Below are 16,510 nucleotides of genomic sequence, written 5' to 3'. Positions count from 1 at the left end.
TTAAGCGTCCTTCTTCTCTTCGGTCGCGCCGCTCTCGCCTTCACCGACCGGCACCTCGGCCTGCTGGCCTTCGCCAGCATCCGCCGCCGCGCCGGCTTCCCGAAGGCCGGCCGGGAACGGCAGGTTCTCCGGCAAGGCGCGCTTCAGCGAATCGCTCAGCCGCACCCAGGAGCCCTCGTGACCGGGCACGCAGCCCTTTACCAGAACGAGATTGCGATCCGTGTCGACAGACACGACTTCGAGGCTCTGCGTCGTGACCTTCCGGCTGCCCATCTGGCCGGGCATCTTCTTGCCCTTGAAGACGCGCCCCGGATCCTGCATCTGGCCGGTCGAGCCAAGCGCGCGGTGCACGGCAGAGACGCCATGGCTTGCCCTCAGGCCGCTGAAGTTGTGACGCTTCATGGCCCCTTGGAAACCGCGGCCGATGGTGATGCCGCTGGCGTCGACATGCTGCCCCTCAACGAAGTGCGCGGCGGAGAGTTCCTGCCCCAGTTCCAGCAGCGCGTCCGCGGAAACACGGAACTCGGCCAGCTTTGCCTTGGGACGGACCTTCGCCTTGGCGAAGTGGCCGCGCATCGGCTTCGTGACGTTCTTGGCCTTCGCTGTGCCCGCACCGATCTGAACGGCATTGTAACCGTCCTTCTCCTCGGTGCGCACGGCGACCACCTGGCAATCGTCCACCTTCAGCACCGTAACGGGAACATGCTTCCCTGTCTCGGTGAACAGGCGGGTCATGCCAACTTTCTGTGCGAGTACGCCGGTACGCATCGCCCTAGCCCTTCAGCTTAATCTCGACGTCCACGCCAGCAGCCAGGTCGAGCTTCATCAGCGCATCGACCGTCTGCGGCGTTGGATCGACGATGTCTAAAAGCCGCTTGTGTGTACGGACCTCGAACTGCTCACGACTCTTCTTGTCGATATGAGGCGACCGCAGCACGGTGTAACGCTCGATACGCGTGGGCAACGGAATCGGTCCCCGCACCCGAGCGCCGGTCCGCTTGGCCGTATTCACGATCTCCGAGGTCGACTGATCGAGCACCCGGTGTTCGAAGGCCTTCAAGCGGATACGAATATTCTGGCTTTCCATGGTCGCAACCCGTTTGGGAGTTGGTGTCGCAGCGTGCCGTCACGAAGCGACACCACTCGACGCTTGGCTTTCTACTCGATGATCTTGGAGACGACGCCGGCGCCGACGGTGCGGCCGCCCTCGCGGATGGCGAAGCGCAGGCCCTCGTCCATGGCGATCGGCGCGATCAGCTCCACGTCCATCGTCACGTTGTCCCCCGGCATCACCATCTCCGTGCCTTCCGGCAGATGCACAACACCGGTCACGTCCGTCGTCCGGAAGTAAAACTGCGGACGGTAGTTCGTGAAGAACGGCGTGTGACGGCCGCCCTCCTCCTTGTTCAGAATGTACGCCTCGCAGCTGAACTTCGTGTGCGGCGTGATCGTCCCCGGCTTCGCCAGAACCTGACCGCGCTCAACATCGTCGCGCGCCACACCGCGCAGCAGCGCACCGATGTTGTCGCCCGCCTCGCCCTGGTCCAGCAGCTTGCGGAACATCTCAACGCCCGTCACAACCGTCTTCCGCGTCTTCTTCAGACCGACGATCTCAACTTCCTCGCCCGTCTTCACGATACCCTGCTCGACGCGGCCCGTCACAACCGTCCCGCGACCCGAAATCGAGAACACGTCCTCGATCGGCATCAGGAACGGACGGTCCTTCGGACGCTCCGGCTGCGGAATGTAGTCGTCCACCGCCTGCATCAGCTCCATGATGCTGTCGCGCCCCAGCTTCGGGTCGCCGTCCTCCGTCGCAACAAGCGCCGAGCCCTTGATGATCGGAATGTCGTCGCCCGGGAAGTCGTAGCTGCTCAGCAGTTCCCGAACCTCCAGCTCGACCAGCTCCAAAAGCTCCTCGTCATCAACCTGGTCGCACTTGTTCAGGTAAACAACGATCGCCGGAACACCCACCTGACGCGCCAGCAGAATGTGCTCCCGCGTCTGCGGCATCGGACCGTCCGCCGCTGAGACAACCAGGATCGCACCGTCCATCTGCGCCGCGCCCGTGATCATGTTCTTCACGTAGTCCGCGTGACCCGGGCAATCCACGTGCGCATAGTGCCGCGTCGGCGTCGTGTACTCCACGTGCGCCGTCGAAATCGTGATCCCGCGGGCCTTCTCCTCCGGCGCCTTGTCAATCGTGTCGTACGCCATGTACGTACCGCCGCCGGACTCCGCCAATACCTTCGTGATCGCCGCCGTCAACGTCGTCTTGCCGTGGTCAACGTGACCAATCGTCCCGATGTTACAGTGCGGCTTCTCGCGCTGGAACTTCTCCTTGGACATCGTTGTTCTCTCCGTAACCCCGTGTCTTGTCTTGTCCGCTTCGTGCTGGCCCGGGAAACGACCGGTCAGGCCATCTTCGCCACGACCTCGTCGGCCACAGCCTGCGGCACGCGATCGTAGTGACTGAAGTGCATCGTGTACTGGGCACGCCCCTGACTCATGGAGCGGAGCGTGTTGACGTAGCCGAACATGTTCGCAAGCGGCACGTCGGCCGTGACCACCCGCGCATTGCCGCGGTTGTCCATACCCTCGACCGCGCCGCGACGCGAGTTCAGGTCACCGATAATGTCGCCCATGTATTCCTCGGGCGTCACCACCTCGACCTTCATCATCGGCTCGAGCAGCACCGGCTTCGCCTTCTTGATCCCCTCGCGAAACGCCGCCCGCGTGGCGATCTCGAAGGCCAGGATGCTGGAATCGACGTCGTGACTGGCGCCGTCGATCAACGTCGCCTTGAAGTCGATTACCGGGAAGCCGGCGAGCACACCCGTATCCTTGCTCTGTTCGATACCCCGCTGCACGCCCGGGATGTAGTCCTTTGGCACCGAGCCGCCGACGACCGCGTTATCGAACCGGAAGCCCTCGCCAGCCTCCTGCGGCTCGAACACGATCTTGACGCGGGCGAACTGACCTGAACCACCCGTCTGCTTCTTGTGCGTGTAATCGACCTCGGCCCGCTGCGTGATGGTCTCGCGATAAGCCACTTGGGGCGCGCCAACGTTCGCGTCGACCTTGAACTCGCGCTTCAGGCGATCCACCAGGATCTCAAGGTGCAATTCGCCCATGCCCTTGATGACCGTCTGACCGCTTTCCTGGTCGATGGACACCTGGAAGGAGGGATCTTCCTGCGCCAGGCGCGCCAGGGCATTGGCCATCTTTTCCTGGTCGGCCTTCGACTTCGGCTCAACGGCCACCTCGATCACGGGGTCGGGGAACTCCATGCGCTCCAGCACGATCGGCGCATTGGAATCGCACAGCGTTTCACCCGTGGTCGTGTCCTTCAGGCCCGCAATGGCGACGATATCGCCCGCCAGAGCCTCGTCGATCTCCTCGCGGTGATTGGCATGCATGAGCAACATGCGCCCGACACGCTCCCGCTTGCCCTTCACCGAGTTCAGGACCTGCGTGCCCTTCTTCACCGCACCGGAGTAAACCCGCACGAACGTCAGCGACCCGACGAAGGGGTCAGCCATGATCTTGAAGGCGAGCGCCGACATCGGCTCGTCGTCGCCAGCCTTGCGGGTCATCTCGTCCTCGCTGTCCGGCTTCACGCCCTTGATGGCGGGCACATCCAGCGGAGACGGCAGGTAATCGACGACCGCATCGAGAAGGGGCTGCACGCCCTTGTTCTTGAACGCACTGCCGCAGAGCACCGGCACAAAGGACAGCCCGCAGGTTCCCTTGCGGATACAAGCCTTCAACGTCGCCTCGTCGGGCTCATTACCCTCGAGGTAGGCCTCCATGACCGCTTCGTCCTGCTCAACCGCCAGCTCAACAAGCTCCTGGTGAGCCTCTTCGGCCTCGGCCTGCAGGCCTTCGGGGATATCCTGGTACTCGAACTCGGCACCCAGCGATTCGTCCTTCCAGACGATCGCCTTCATCTTAATCAGGTCGATGACGCCCTTCAGGTCGGCTTCCGAGCCGAGCGGAAGCTGCACCACCGCCGGCGTCGCCGCCAGGCGGTCGCGCATCATCTGAACGCAACGCGCGAAGTCGGCGCCCATCCGGTCCATCTTGTTGACGAACGCAATGCGCGGAACCTTGTAGCGGTCAGCCTGCCGCCAGACCGTCTCCGACTGCGGCTCCACACCGCCAACACTGTCGAACACCGCGACCGCGCCGTCCAACACGCGCAGCGCGCGCTCGACCTCAATGGTAAAGTCGACGTGGCCGGGCGTGTCGATGATGTTGACGCGATGGTTGTTCCAGAATGCGGTGGTCGCGGCGGACGTGATCGTGATGCCGCGCTCCTGCTCCTGCTCCATCCAGTCCATCGTCGCGGCGCCTTCGTGCACCTCGCCGATCTTATGCGAGCGCCCGGTGTAGTAGAGGATGCGCTCAGTCGTCGTCGTCTTACCGGCATCGATGTGAGCCATGATGCCGATATTACGATAACGCTCGAGCGGGGTCTGACGGGACGACATGTCGAACTCTCTACTTCCTGCGTTGCTTACCAGCGATAGTGCGAGAACGCCCGGTTCGCCTCGGCCATGCGATGCGTGTCCTCACGTTTCTTCACAGCCGCGCCGCGGCTGTTCGCGGCATCCATGAACTCGTTCGCAAGCCGCTCGGTCATCGTCTGCTCCGAACGGGCGCGGGCGGCATTGATCATCCAGCGGATGGCCAGCGCCTGGCCGCGATCGGTGCGGACCTCGACGGGAACCTGATAGGTCGCGCCACCGACACGCCGCGAGCGCACCTCGAGATCCGGCTTCACGTTATCCAGCGCGTCGTGGAACACCTTCAGCGGCTCACCACCGGTGCGCTTCTGCACCTGCTCGAAGGCCCCATAGACGAGACCTTCGGCCACCGACTTCTTGCCGTGGTACATGAGGTTGTTGACAAACTTCGTGACCACCGCATCCCCGAACAGCGGATCGGGAAGAATTTCGCGTTTTTCGGCCCGGTGACGGCGAGACATTCCCTACTCCCTCACTTCGGACGCTTGGCGCCGTACTTGGAACGACGCTGCCGGCGGTTCTTGACACCCTGGGTGTCGAGCGTGCCGCGAATGATGTGATAGCGCACACCCGGCAAATCCTTCACGCGGCCCCCGCGGATCAGCACCACGGAGTGCTCCTGCAGGTTATGCCCCTCGCCCGGGATGTAGCTGGTGACCTCGTAGCTGTTGGTCAGTCGCACGCGGGCGACCTTCCTCAGCGCCGAGTTCGGCTTCTTCGGCGTCGTCGTGTAGACGCGCGTGCAGACCCCGCGCTTCTGCGGACAGGCCTCAAGCGCCGGAACCTTATTCTGCACGACCGGCCGCTCGCGACCTTGCCGGACCAACTGATTAATCGTCGGCATGTGTCCTTCTCGACCCTATGTTCTGACCAAGCAAACGACCGCGAAAGGGCCTCCGTCCCCGGAGATCCTTCGCGGACACGCCTTCATCCGCCGCCAGAAACAGCGTTCGCTGTGTTGCCACGTTAGCGCGTGGGACTGCGTCTAGGCCGTTGCCGTAGCGAGGCCTACCACCAGCCCCCGAAAGGTTGGCGCATCCTATTGAGACGCCCGCCTCCCGTCAAGCCGCAGTGCAACCCTTTTTCCGCTGCTCCCCCGGCTTGCGGCGGAACAGGCAAATGTTGCAGTAAACTTGCCCGTCCCGCCACCGTCACGAAATTATCTTACAACCTTGCTACTGTGCGGCGGACTGCTCCTCGCCAGCACCCGAGTCCTCGCCCCCGGCCAGGGCCTGCTTGCGCTCCTGCTCGGCCAGGAGTTGGCGATCGCGTTCCGCCGCGACTCGCCGGAACGTATTCATCTGGGCCCCCGTTCCGGCGGGGATCAGGCGGCCAACGATCACGTTCTCCTTCAGACCCTGCAGGTGATCCGACTTGCCGTACACCGCCGCCTCGGTCAGCACCCGAGTCGTTTCCTGGAACGACGCCGCCGAGATGAAGGAGCGCGTCTGCAGGCTGGCCTTGGTGATACCCTGGAGGACCGGCTTGGCCTCGGCAGGACGCAGCGACTCCTCCGCCATCTTGCGGTTCATCGCCTCATAGTCCTCGCGATCCACCTGCTCGCCCACGAGGAACGTGGAGTCGCCAGGCGCCGTCACCTCCACCTTCTGCAGCATCTGCCGGATCACGACCTCGATGTGCTTGTCGTTGATCTTCACACCCTGCAGCCGGTAGACGCTCTGAATCTCGTCCGTGAGGTACTCGGCCAGGGCCTCTACGCCAAGCACGTCGAGAATATCGTGCGGCACCGGGTTGCCGTCCATCAGCAGATCGCCGACTTCGACCCAGTCGCCCTCGCGCACGGTGATGTGCTTGCCCTTCGGCACCAGGTACTCACGAGACGATTCGCTCTCGTCCTCCGGCACCACGACGATGCGGCGCTTGGTCTTGTAGTCCTTGCCGAACTCCACGCGACCGGCGATTTCGCTGATGATCGCATAGTCCTTCGGCTTCCGGGCCTCGAACAACTCCGCAACTCGCGGCAAGCCGCCGGTGATGTCGCGGGTTTTCGAGGATTCGCGCGGGATACGCGCCAGCACGTCGCCAGCCTTGACGTGAGAGCCACTCTCCACCGAGAGGATGGCGTCCACGCTCATGTAATAGCGAGCCTCGGTGCCGTTCGCCAGCGTCACCACCTCGCCGTCCTGGTCGCGAAGCGTGATCCGCGGCTTCAGGTCCGAGCCGCGTGGCTGCTGCTTCCAGTCAACCACCACGCGGTTGGTGATGCCGGTCTCCTCGTCGGTGACCTCGTGCATCGACACGCCCTCGATCAGGTCGACGTAGTGCGCCACGCCTTCCTTCTCGGTGATGATCGGCTGTGTATAGGGATCCCATTCCGCAAGGCGCTGACCCTTCTGGACTTTCGCGCCCTCATCGACCAGCAGCTTGGCGCCGTAGGGGATCTTGTGGGTGGCCCGCTCCCGGCCCTGATCGTCATAAACGACCAGTTCCAGGTTGCGGCCCATGACCACGAGTTGCCCCTCGGAGTTCTGCACGACGTTCCGGTTGCGCAGCCCGGCCGAGCCGTCCACCGACGCCTCGACGCTCGACTGTTCGCCGCCACGCTGCGCGGCGCCGCCGATGTGGAAGGTCCGCATGGTGAGCTGCGTGCCCGGCTCGCCGATCGACTGCGCCGCGATCACGCCGACGGCCTCGCCGATGTTCACCGGCGTACCGCGCGCCAAGTCGCGGCCGTAGCACTTGGCACAGATGCCGCCGCGCGACTGGCACGTCAGGACCGAACGGATACGCACCTGATCGATGCCCGCCGTCTCGATCCGATCGACGAGATCCTCGGTCATCATCTCGCCCTGGGGCACGATGAGCTCGTCGGTCAGCGGGTCCTTCACATCGTCCAGCGCCGTGCGGCCGAGCAGGCGGTCGGCCAGCGGCGCGATCACCTCGCCGCCCTCGACCACCGGCCGGACCGTCAAGCCGCTGGTGGAGCCGCAATCGGTCTCGACGATGATGGCGTCCTGCGCCACGTCCACCAGACGCCGCGTCAGGTAGCCGGAGTTCGCCGTCTTCAAGGCGGTGTCGGCCAGGCCCTTACGCGCGCCGTGCGTCGAGTTGAAGTACTCGAGCACCGTCAGGCCTTCCTTGAAGTTGGAGATGATCGGCGTCTCGATGATTTCGCCGGACGGCTTGGCCATCAGGCCGCGCATGCCGGCAAGCTGCCGGATCTGCGCGGCGGAACCGCGAGCGCCGGAGTGGGCCATCATATAGACGCTGTTCACGTCCTTGCCCTTCTTCTCCGACATCGCCTTCATCATCTCGTCGGCGACCTGGTCGGTGCAGCGCGACCAGACGTCCACGACCTTGTTGTACTTCTCGCCGCGGGTGATCAGGCCGTCCTGATACTGCTGCTCGAACTCCTTAACCTGCTCCTCTGCCTCGCCGACCAGGTCTTGCTTGGCAGCCGGGATCAGCAGGTCGTCCTTGCCGAAGGAGATGCCCGCCTTGCAGGACCAGCCGAATCCAAGGGCCATCACCTTATCGGCGAAGATCACCGTCTCCTTCTGGCCGCAGTGGCGGTAGACGATGTCGATGACCTCGGTGATCTCCTTCTTCGTCAGCAGGCGGTTGATCAGGCTGAACGGCACGTTCTTGTGACGCGGCAGCACCGCGGACAGCATCATCCGGCCCGGCGTGGTATCGACCACCTTCGTGACTGGCGTGCCTTCCTCGTCCACCGTGTCGAAGCGCGCCTTGACCTTGGTCTGCAGCGTAACCGCGCCGCTATGCAGGGCATGCTCGATCTCGCCCATGTCGCGGAAGGCCATACCCTCGCCCGGCGCACCCTCGTGCTCCTGGGTCAGGTAGTAGAGGCCGAGCACGATGTCCTGGCTGGGCTGGATGATCGGCTTGCCGTTGGCGGGCGAGAGAATGTTGTTCGTCGACATCATCAGCACGCGCGCCTCGAGCTGCGCCTCCAGCGACAGCGGCACGTGGACGGCCATCTGGTCGCCGTCGAAGTCGGCGTTGAAGGCGGTGCAGACCAGCGGATGAAGCTGGATCGCCTTACCCTCGATCAGCACCGGCTCGAAGGCCTGGATGCCGAGCCGGTGCAGCGTCGGCGCGCGGTTCAGCAGCACCGGATGTTCGCGGATCACCTCTTCCAGGATGTCCCAGACCTCGGGCCGCTCCTTTTCCACCATCCGCTTGCCGGCCTTGATGGTGGTGGCATAACCGTAAAGCTCGAGCTTGTGATAGATGAACGGCTTGAACAGCTCGAGCGCCATCTTCTTCGGTATGCCGCATTGGTGCAGCTTGAGTTCCGGGCCAACCACGATCACCGAACGGCCCGAATAGTCGACACGCTTACCCAGCAGGTTCTGACGGAAACGGCCCTGCTTGCCCTTCAGCATGTCGGACAGCGACTTCAACGGACGCTTGTTGGCGCCGGTGATGACGCGCCCGCGCCGGCCGTTGTCGAACAGGGCGTCCACCGCCTCCTGCAGCATGCGCTTTTCGTTGCGCACGATGATGTCGGGCGCGCGCAGCTCGATCAGCCGCTTCAGACGGTTGTTACGGTTGATGACGCGGCGATAGAGATCGTTCAGGTCACTAGTCGCGAAACGGCCGCCGTCGAGCGGGACCAGCGGACGAAGCTCCGGGGGGATCACCGGAATGACGTCCAGAACCATCCACTCCGGCTTGGCGCCCGATTCCGAGAAGGCCTCGACCAGCTTCAGCCGCTTCACCAGCTTCTTGCGCTTGGCTTCCGAGTTGGTTTCCTTCAGCTCCAGGCGCAGATGCGCCTTCTCCTCCTCCAGGTCGATCGCCGCGAGCATGGCCTTGATCGCCTCCGCGCCGATCGTCGCGGTGAAGGCATCTTCGCCGTACTCGTCCTGCGCGTTGAAGTATTCCTCCTCGGAGAGGAGCTGGCGCAGCTTGAGCGGCGTCAGGCCCGGCTCCACAACGACGTAATTCTCGAAGTAGAGAACCCGCTCCAGATCCTTCAGCGTCATGTCGAGCAACAGCCCGACGCGGCTGGGCAGCGACTTGAGGAACCAGATGTGGGCGACCGGGCTGGCCAGTTCGATATGGCCCATGCGCTCGCGCCGGACCTTGGCCAGCGTGACCTCGGTGCCGCACTTCTCGCAGATGATGCCACGGTATTTCATGCGCTTGTACTTGCCGCACAAGCACTCATAGTCCTTCACGGGCCCGAAGATCCGGGCGCAGAACAGACCGTCCCGCTCCGGCTTGAAGGTCCGGTAGTTGATGGTTTCCGGCTTCTTGATCTCGCCGTACGACCAGGACCGGATCCGCTCCGGACTGGCGATCGAGATCTTGAGCTCGTCAAAGCTCTGCGGACCGCTCGTCTGGCCGAAGATGTTCATCAACTCGTTCATCGAGTAACTCCCGCTTCCGCGCTGCTCGCGCTCACCCCTGCGCCGGGGTGAAAGGGCGGGTCCGGGGCCGCGCGTTCCGGCCCGCCCGATTGATCGACTGTCTTCTTAGATGTCGCCCTGTCGCATCTCGACGTTGAGACCCAGCGACTTCAGCTCCTTGACGAGGACGTTGAACGACTCGGGGATGCCGGCCTCGAAGTTGTCGTCGCCCTTGACGATGGCTTCGTAGACTTTGGTGCGGCCCGAGACGTCGTCGGACTTCACCGTCAGCATCTCTTGAAGGGTGTAGGCGGCGCCGTACGCCTCCAGCGCCCAGACCTCCATCTCGCCGAAACGCTGCCCGCCGAACTGCGCCTTGCCGCCCAGCGGCTGCTGCGTGACCAGGCTGTAGGGGCCGATAGACCGGGCATGGATCTTGTCGTCCACCAGGTGGTGCAGCTTCAGCATGTAGATGTAGCCCACCGTCACCGGCCGCGCGAAGGCCTCGCCGCTGCGCCCGTCGACCAGGGTCACCTGGCCCGAGCGGTCCAGCCCCGCCTTCTCCAGCAGTTCGACGATCTCGTCCTCGCGGGCACCGTCGAAGACCGGCGTGGCAATCGGAACGCCGCCGCGGAGGTTGCCGGCCAGTTCAAGCACCTGCTCGTCGTCCAGCGCCTCGACCTCGGCCTTGTAGACCTCGTCGCCGTAAATCTCCCGCAGCTTGCCCCGCAGCTCCGTCGCATCCGATCCGCCGTAGACGATCGAGTTGTACATCTCCCCGATCTGGTTACCCAGGCCGGCACACGCCCAGCCCAGATGCGTCTCAAGGATCTGGCCGACGTTCATGCGGCTGGGCACGCCCAGCGGGTTCAGGACGATATCGACCGGCGTACCGTCCTGCGTGTGGGGCATGTCCTCGATCGGCACGATCTTGGAAATGACGCCCTTGTTGCCGTGCCGGCCGGCCATCTTGTCGCCCGGCTGCAGCTTGCGCTTCACCGCGATGAAAACCTTGACCATCTTCATCACGCCCGGCGGCAGCTCGTCGCCGCGCTGCAGCTTGTCGACCTTGTTCTCGAAGCGCTTCTGCAAGGCGTCGATGGCATCGTCGAACTGCTTGTTCAGTTCCTCGATATGACCCTGGACGGCGTCGTCCTTGACCGCGATGTGCCGCCACTGCCCCGGCGTGAAGTCGGACAGCAGCGTCTCGGTGATCTCGCCGCCGATCTGCATGCCCTTGGGCCCGCTGGTGGCCGTCTGGCCAATCAGCAGGTCCTTCAGCCGGCCATAGAAGCTGCGCTCCAGGATGGCTTTCTCGTCGTCGCGGTCCTTGGCCAGGCGCTCGATCTCCTGGCGCTCGATGGCCAGCGCGCGCTCGTCCTTCTCCACGCCGCGGCGGGAGAACACGCGCACCTCGACCACCGTGCCGGTCACGCCCGGCGGCACGCGCAGGGAGGTGTCCCGCACGTCAGACGCCTTCTCGCCGAAGATCGCGCGGAGCAGCTTTTCCTCCGGCGTCATCGGGCTCTCGCCCTTCGGCGTCACCTTGCCGATCAGGATGTCGCCCGCGTTCACCTCGGCGCCGATGTAGACGATGCCCGCCTCGTCCAGGTTGCGCAGAGCATCCTCGCCGACGTTCGGGATGTCGCGGGTGATCTCCTCCTGACCCAGTTTGGTGTCGCGCGCCATGACCTCGAACTCCTCGATGTGGATCGAGGTGAAGACGTCGTCGCGCACGATACGCTCGGAGATCAGGATGGAGTCCTCGAAGTTGTAGCCCATCCACGGCATGAAGGCGCAAAGTACGTTCCGGCCCAGCGCCAGCTCGCCCATGTTGGTCGACGGACCGTCGGCGATGATGTCGCCGCGCTTCACCTCGTCGCCAACGCGCACCAGCGGCCGTTGGGTGATCGAGGTGTTCTGGTTCGAGCGCTGGAACTTGCGCAGGTTGTAGATGTCGACCGCCTGCTCGCCGCTCGACGTCTGCTCGGTGACGCGGATGACGACGCGGGTGGCGTCGACCTGATCGACCACGCCCGCGCGCTTCGCCCCGATCGCCACGCCGCTGTCGCGGGCAACGATGTCCTCGATGCCGGTTCCGACCAGCGGCGCCTCGGACTGGATCAGCGGGACCGCCTGACGCTGCATGTTCGAGCCCATCAGGGCACGGTTGGCGTCGTCGTTCTCAAGGAACGGGATCAGCGCGGCGGCCACCGAGACGATCTGCTTCGGCGAGACGTCGATGTATTCGATCTCCTCCGGACGAGCCAGCATGTACTCGCCGCCACGCCGCACCGAGATCAGATCCGAGGTCAGCCGGTTGTCGGCATCCACCTCGGCGTTGGCCTGCGCGATGGTGTAGCGGCCCTCGTCCATCGCCGAGAGGTAGACGACTTCGTCCGTGACCTGGCTATCCTTGACCACGCGGTACGGGCTTTCGATGAAGCCGTACTTGTTCACCCGCGCATAGGTCGCCAGCGAGTTGATCAGGCCGATGTTCGGGCCTTCCGGGGTCTCGATCGGGCAGATCCGGCCATAGTGCGTCGGATGCACGTCGCGGACCTCGAAGCCCGCGCGCTCGCGCGTCAGACCGCCCGGACCCAGCGCCGAGAGACGGCGCTTGTGGGTGATCTCCGATAGCGGGTTCGTCTGATCCATGAACTGCGAGAGCTGCGAGGAGCCGAAGAACTCCCGCACCGCCGCGGCCGCCGGCTTGGCGTTGATCAGATCGTGAGGCATCACCGAGTCGATCTCGACCGAACTCATGCGCTCGCGGATCGCGCGCTCCATGCGCAGCAGGCCGACACGGTACTGGTTCTCCATCAGTTCGCCGACGGAACGCACGCGCCGATTGCCCAGATGGTCGATGTCGTCGATCTCGCCGCGCCCGTCCTTCAGCTCGATAAGAACGCGCACGATCTCCAGGATGTCCTCCTTGCGCAGCGTGCGGATCGAGTCGTCCTGCTCGAAACCGAGGCGAGCGTTCATCTTCACGCGCCCGACGGCCGACAGGTCATAGCGCTCCGGCTCGAAGAACAGGTTCTTGAACATATCCTCCGCCGTCTCCAGGGTCGGCGGCTCGCCCGGGCGCATCACGCGATAGATGTCGATCAGCGCGTCCTCGCGCGAGGTGTTCTTGTCGGTCATCATGGTGTTGCGCAGGTACGGGCCGACACTGACGTGGTCGATCGCCAGGGTCGGGATATGCTTCACGCCCGCCTGCTCGATGCGGTCCAGACCGCCCTCGGACAGCTCGTCGCCGGCCTCGGCCAGAACCTCGCCCGTGTTCTCGTCGATCAGGTCGGCCGCGACGTAGCGACCAACGAGCGTCTCGCGCGGGACGATGTGCTCTTCCAGCCCCTCATCCTCGACCAGCTTGCGCGCCGTGCGCGGCGTGACCTTCGTGCCGGCCTCCAGCAGCACCTTGCCGGTCTTCGCATCGACGAGATCGTGCTCAAGCTTCACGCCGCGCATCGCCTTCGGATCGAAAGCGGTGCGCCAGCCCTTCTTGTCAAGCTTGAAGTCGATACGGTTATAGAAGTAGTTGAATATCTCCTCGGGGCTCATCCCCTCGGCCTCGTGCGGCTCCAACTCCTTGCCCTGCGCACGGCGCTCTGCGCGCAGCTTCTGCGTCTCGCCGCTATCCAGCGCCATCAGCAGCGTCGTCGCCGGCAGCTTGCGGCGCCGGTCCACGCGGACGTGCACGATGTCCTTGGCGTCGAACTCGAAGTCCAGCCACGAGCCGCGATAGGGGATCACGCGCGCGGCGAAGAGATACTTGCCGGAGGAGTGCGTCTTGCCGCGGTCATGATCGAAGAACACGCCCGGCGAGCGGTGCATCTGCGAAACGATCACGCGCTCGGTGCCATTGATGATGAAGGTGCCGTGCTCCGTCATCAGCGGCATGTCGCCCATGTAGACGTCCTGCTCCTTGATGTCGCGGATCGATTTGGAGCCGGTGTCCTCGTCGACGTCCCAGACGACGAGGCGCAGGGTCACCTTCAGCGGCGCGGCGTAGGTCATCCCGCGCTGCTCGCACTCCTCGACGTCGTACTTCGGCTCCTCGAGCTCGTAGCGGATGAACTGCAGTTCCGCCCGGTCGGAGAAGTCGCGGATCGGGAAGACCGACGTGAAAACCTCCTGCAGACCGGCGACGCGGCGGTCGCCCACCTCGACATCCCTCTGCAGAAACAGGTCGTACGACTGCTTCTGAACCTCGATGAGGTTCGGCATCGTCGCAATCTCGGGAATACGCCCGAATGTCTTGCGGATCCGCTTGCGACCGGTAAACGACTGCGCCTGCGCCATATCTCGTCCTCAGTTGTTCCGTCCTGCCGCCCGGGGCCGGCAAATGCCCGCCCGGCAAAACCCTGTTTCGCGCCGTCCCGCCACCGCGCCCCTGCCGCGCGCGTCGGGCCGCCGCCTCCGCCGGCGTCGGCTACCCACGCCAGAGTCGTCTTGCCCGCCGGCGCGTCTCGGCGGGCTCCCCTGGCGAAGCGGCCGGGCTACCGCCGTTGCCCGGCCAATCAACGCGCAAAACGCCGGTTCGGCGCGCAGCCCCCTTGCCACGCGCCGACCGGACATACTTCATGTCGAGGCTTTCGCCGCTACTTGAGCTCGACCGTAGCACCGGCCTCCTCGAGCTTCTTCTTGATCTCTTCCGCCTCTTCCTTGCTGGCGCCTTCCTTGATCGCCTTCGGGGCACCCTCGACCAGCTCCTTGGCCTCCTTGAGGCCCAGGCCCGTGATACCGCGGACTTCCTTGATCACGTTGATCTTCTTGTCGCCGGCGCTGTTGAGGACGACATCGAACTCCGTCTTCTCCTCCTCGGCCGGCGCCTCGGCACCACCCGCGGCGCCACCCGCGACCGCGACCGGCGCGGCGGCGGAAACGCCCCAGTGCTCCTCGAGCTTCTTCGACAGCTCGGCGGCCTCGACCACCGTGAGCTGCGACAGCTCTTCAACCAATTTGTCCAGATCGGCCATTTTTCAACTCCATCAGGCTTGAACTGTTTGTCCTCGGTCCGCCTCAGGCGGCATTGCCCTTCTCGGCATAAGCATTGAACACGCGGGCAAGCTGACCCGCCGGCGCCTGCAGCGTCATCGCCACACGCTGCGCCGGGGTCTGCATGAGACCCGCGAGTTTGGCTCGGGACTCGTCGAGCGACGGCGTCTTGGCAAGCGCCTCGACGCCCGTGGCGTCGAAGGTCTTCTCACCCAGGGCGCCACCGACGATGGTGAGCTTCTTGTTCTTATCGGCGAACTCGACAGCCACCTTCGCCGCCGCCACGGGATCGTCCGACCACGCCAGCGCAGTCGGCCCCTCCAGCAACGGCTTCAGTCCCTCGAACTTCGTGCCGTCAAGGGCAAGGCGTGCCAGGCGGTTTTTCGCCACCTTGTAGCGGGCCCCCTGCTCCCGCATCTTGCCGCGCAGGTCACTGACCTCGGCCACGGTCAACCCGGTCTGATGGGTCACCACGACACAGGTCGCGTCCTGAAACGTCTGATGCAGGAAGGAGACCAGCTCTTTCTTTTCTGCACGGTCCACGGATCAGTCTCCGTTCCCTTGCCATCGGGGATCGCCGGAGAACCGGCAATCCCGGTTTGCACGAGGACACCGGGACACGACCGGCCCCGAATGCCCGGTTCGCCTGTCCCGGAAGCTCAAGCCTGACGACGCGGCTTGCGGATCCTGTCGGATTCGCGCGCCGACGCCGATGAGCGACTTCGCTTCCTGTCTATGCAGGCCCGTTCCGGCTTAAGCACGGCCCCGACGGGGACATGCACCTGCAGTCTCGGACAGGTCGTCGGGTCGGAGAGCCGAAACCCTCCGCCCCATTTCCGTCGCAACCGTCCTGATTAACGCCGCAACGGAAATTCTGCAAGGGCGGATATCATCCGCCCGCATGACAACGTGTTCTCCGCGCCCCTCGCGGCAGCCTTACTGCTGCGCCTGGCTGAGGCTCGACACGTCGATTTTCAGGCCCGGCCCCATCGTCGAGCTGAGCGACACACGCTTGATGTATGTGCCTTTCGCCCCGCTGGGCTTGTTCCGGCTGATCGCGTCGAAGAACGCCCGCACGTTGGCGGCAAGCTTATCGTCCTCGAAGCTCTTCTTGCCCACGCCGGCATGCACGAGGCCGTTACGCTCGGCCCGGAACTGCACCTGACCGCCCTTGGCCGCGGTAATGGCCTCGGCGACGTCGTTGGTGACCGTGCCCAGCTTCGGGTTCGGCATCATGCCGCGCGGGCCCAGGATCTTACCCAAGCGGCCGACGACCGGCATCATGTCGGGCGTGGCGATGCAGCGTTCGAATTCGATCTCGCCCTTCTGCACCTTCTCGGCCAGATCCTCCGCACCGACGACGTCCGCGCCGGCCTCCTTGGCGGCCTCCGCCTTCTCGCCGCGCGCGAACACGGCCACGCGAACCGTCTTGCCGGTGCCGTGCGGCAGCGTGACGGCGCCGCGCAGCGTCTGGTCGGCATGGCGCGGATCGATGCCGAGGTTCATCGCCACCTCGAAGGTCTCGTCGAAATTGGCGAAGGAACGCGCCTTGATCTCCTTGATCGCCTCTTCCACGGAGTACGCCCGCGAGGGATCGAGATCCTTGTAGGCGTCCTTGATCTTCTTGCCCTGTCGCGCCAT

At 64.5% G+C, this 16,510-nt stretch carries 11 protein-coding genes; all 11 read right to left on the bottom strand.

Features of this window, described 5'->3' with window-relative positions; translation table 11 throughout:
- The gene (gene rplC, locus DRB17_RS11905; protein ID WP_114582435.1) at positions 1–768 is read right to left on the bottom strand and encodes a 50S ribosomal protein L3; all 768 of its coding nucleotides are present in this window, start codon (positions 766–768) and stop codon (positions 1–3) included.
- Between the two features lie 4 nt (positions 769–772).
- The gene (gene rpsJ, locus DRB17_RS11900) at positions 773–1,087 is read right to left on the bottom strand and encodes a 30S ribosomal protein S10 (protein WP_114582434.1); all 315 of its coding nucleotides are present in this window, start codon (positions 1,085–1,087) and stop codon (positions 773–775) included.
- A gap of 71 nt (positions 1,088–1,158) precedes the next feature.
- Positions 1,159–2,349 carry an elongation factor Tu gene (gene tuf / locus DRB17_RS11895; RefSeq protein ID WP_114582422.1) on the bottom strand — a complete coding sequence of 397 codons (1,191 nt, stop codon included), beginning with the start codon at positions 2,347–2,349 and terminating at the stop codon, positions 1,159–1,161.
- Between the two features lie 65 nt (positions 2,350–2,414).
- Entirely contained in the window at positions 2,415–4,493 is a 2,079-nt protein-coding gene (gene fusA / locus DRB17_RS11890) for an elongation factor G (RefSeq protein WP_114582433.1), read from the bottom strand.
- A gap of 26 nt (positions 4,494–4,519) precedes the next feature.
- Positions 4,520–4,990: a 30S ribosomal protein S7 gene (rpsG, locus tag DRB17_RS11885; protein ID WP_114582432.1), complete on the bottom strand. Its 471-nt coding sequence runs from the start codon at positions 4,988–4,990 to the stop codon at positions 4,520–4,522.
- An 11-nt stretch (positions 4,991–5,001) separates the two neighbouring features.
- Positions 5,002–5,373 (bottom strand): 30S ribosomal protein S12, encoded by a 372-nt coding sequence (gene rpsL / locus DRB17_RS11880; RefSeq protein WP_114582431.1) that lies wholly within the window; start codon positions 5,371–5,373, stop codon positions 5,002–5,004.
- Between the two features lie 331 nt (positions 5,374–5,704).
- Positions 5,705–9,886 (bottom strand): DNA-directed RNA polymerase subunit beta', encoded by a 4,182-nt coding sequence (gene rpoC, locus DRB17_RS11875; RefSeq protein ID WP_114582430.1) that lies wholly within the window; start codon positions 9,884–9,886, stop codon positions 5,705–5,707.
- A 105-nt stretch (positions 9,887–9,991) separates the two neighbouring features.
- Positions 9,992–14,173, bottom strand: coding sequence for a DNA-directed RNA polymerase subunit beta (gene rpoB, locus DRB17_RS11870; RefSeq protein ID WP_114582429.1), 4,182 nt, complete (start codon positions 14,171–14,173; stop codon positions 9,992–9,994).
- 299 nt (positions 14,174–14,472) lie between these two features.
- Positions 14,473–14,850, bottom strand: coding sequence for a 50S ribosomal protein L7/L12 (rplL, locus tag DRB17_RS11865; protein ID WP_114582428.1), 378 nt, complete (start codon positions 14,848–14,850; stop codon positions 14,473–14,475).
- Positions 14,851–14,893: 43 nt separating this feature from the next.
- Positions 14,894–15,412 carry a 50S ribosomal protein L10 gene (gene rplJ / locus DRB17_RS11860; RefSeq protein WP_114582427.1) on the bottom strand — a complete coding sequence of 173 codons (519 nt, stop codon included), beginning with the start codon at positions 15,410–15,412 and terminating at the stop codon, positions 14,894–14,896.
- 393 nt (positions 15,413–15,805) lie between these two features.
- Positions 15,806–16,510: a 50S ribosomal protein L1 gene (rplA, locus tag DRB17_RS11855; protein ID WP_114582426.1), complete on the bottom strand. Its 705-nt coding sequence runs from the start codon at positions 16,508–16,510 to the stop codon at positions 15,806–15,808.

This window comes from Ferruginivarius sediminum, assembly GCF_003344765.1.
In the GTDB taxonomy this organism is placed as follows: Bacteria; Pseudomonadota; Alphaproteobacteria; order Kiloniellales; family Rhodovibrionaceae; genus Ferruginivarius; species Ferruginivarius sediminum.
Note: the sequence above shows the minus strand (reverse complement) of the source record. Positions and strands in the feature narration are given on the sequence as shown.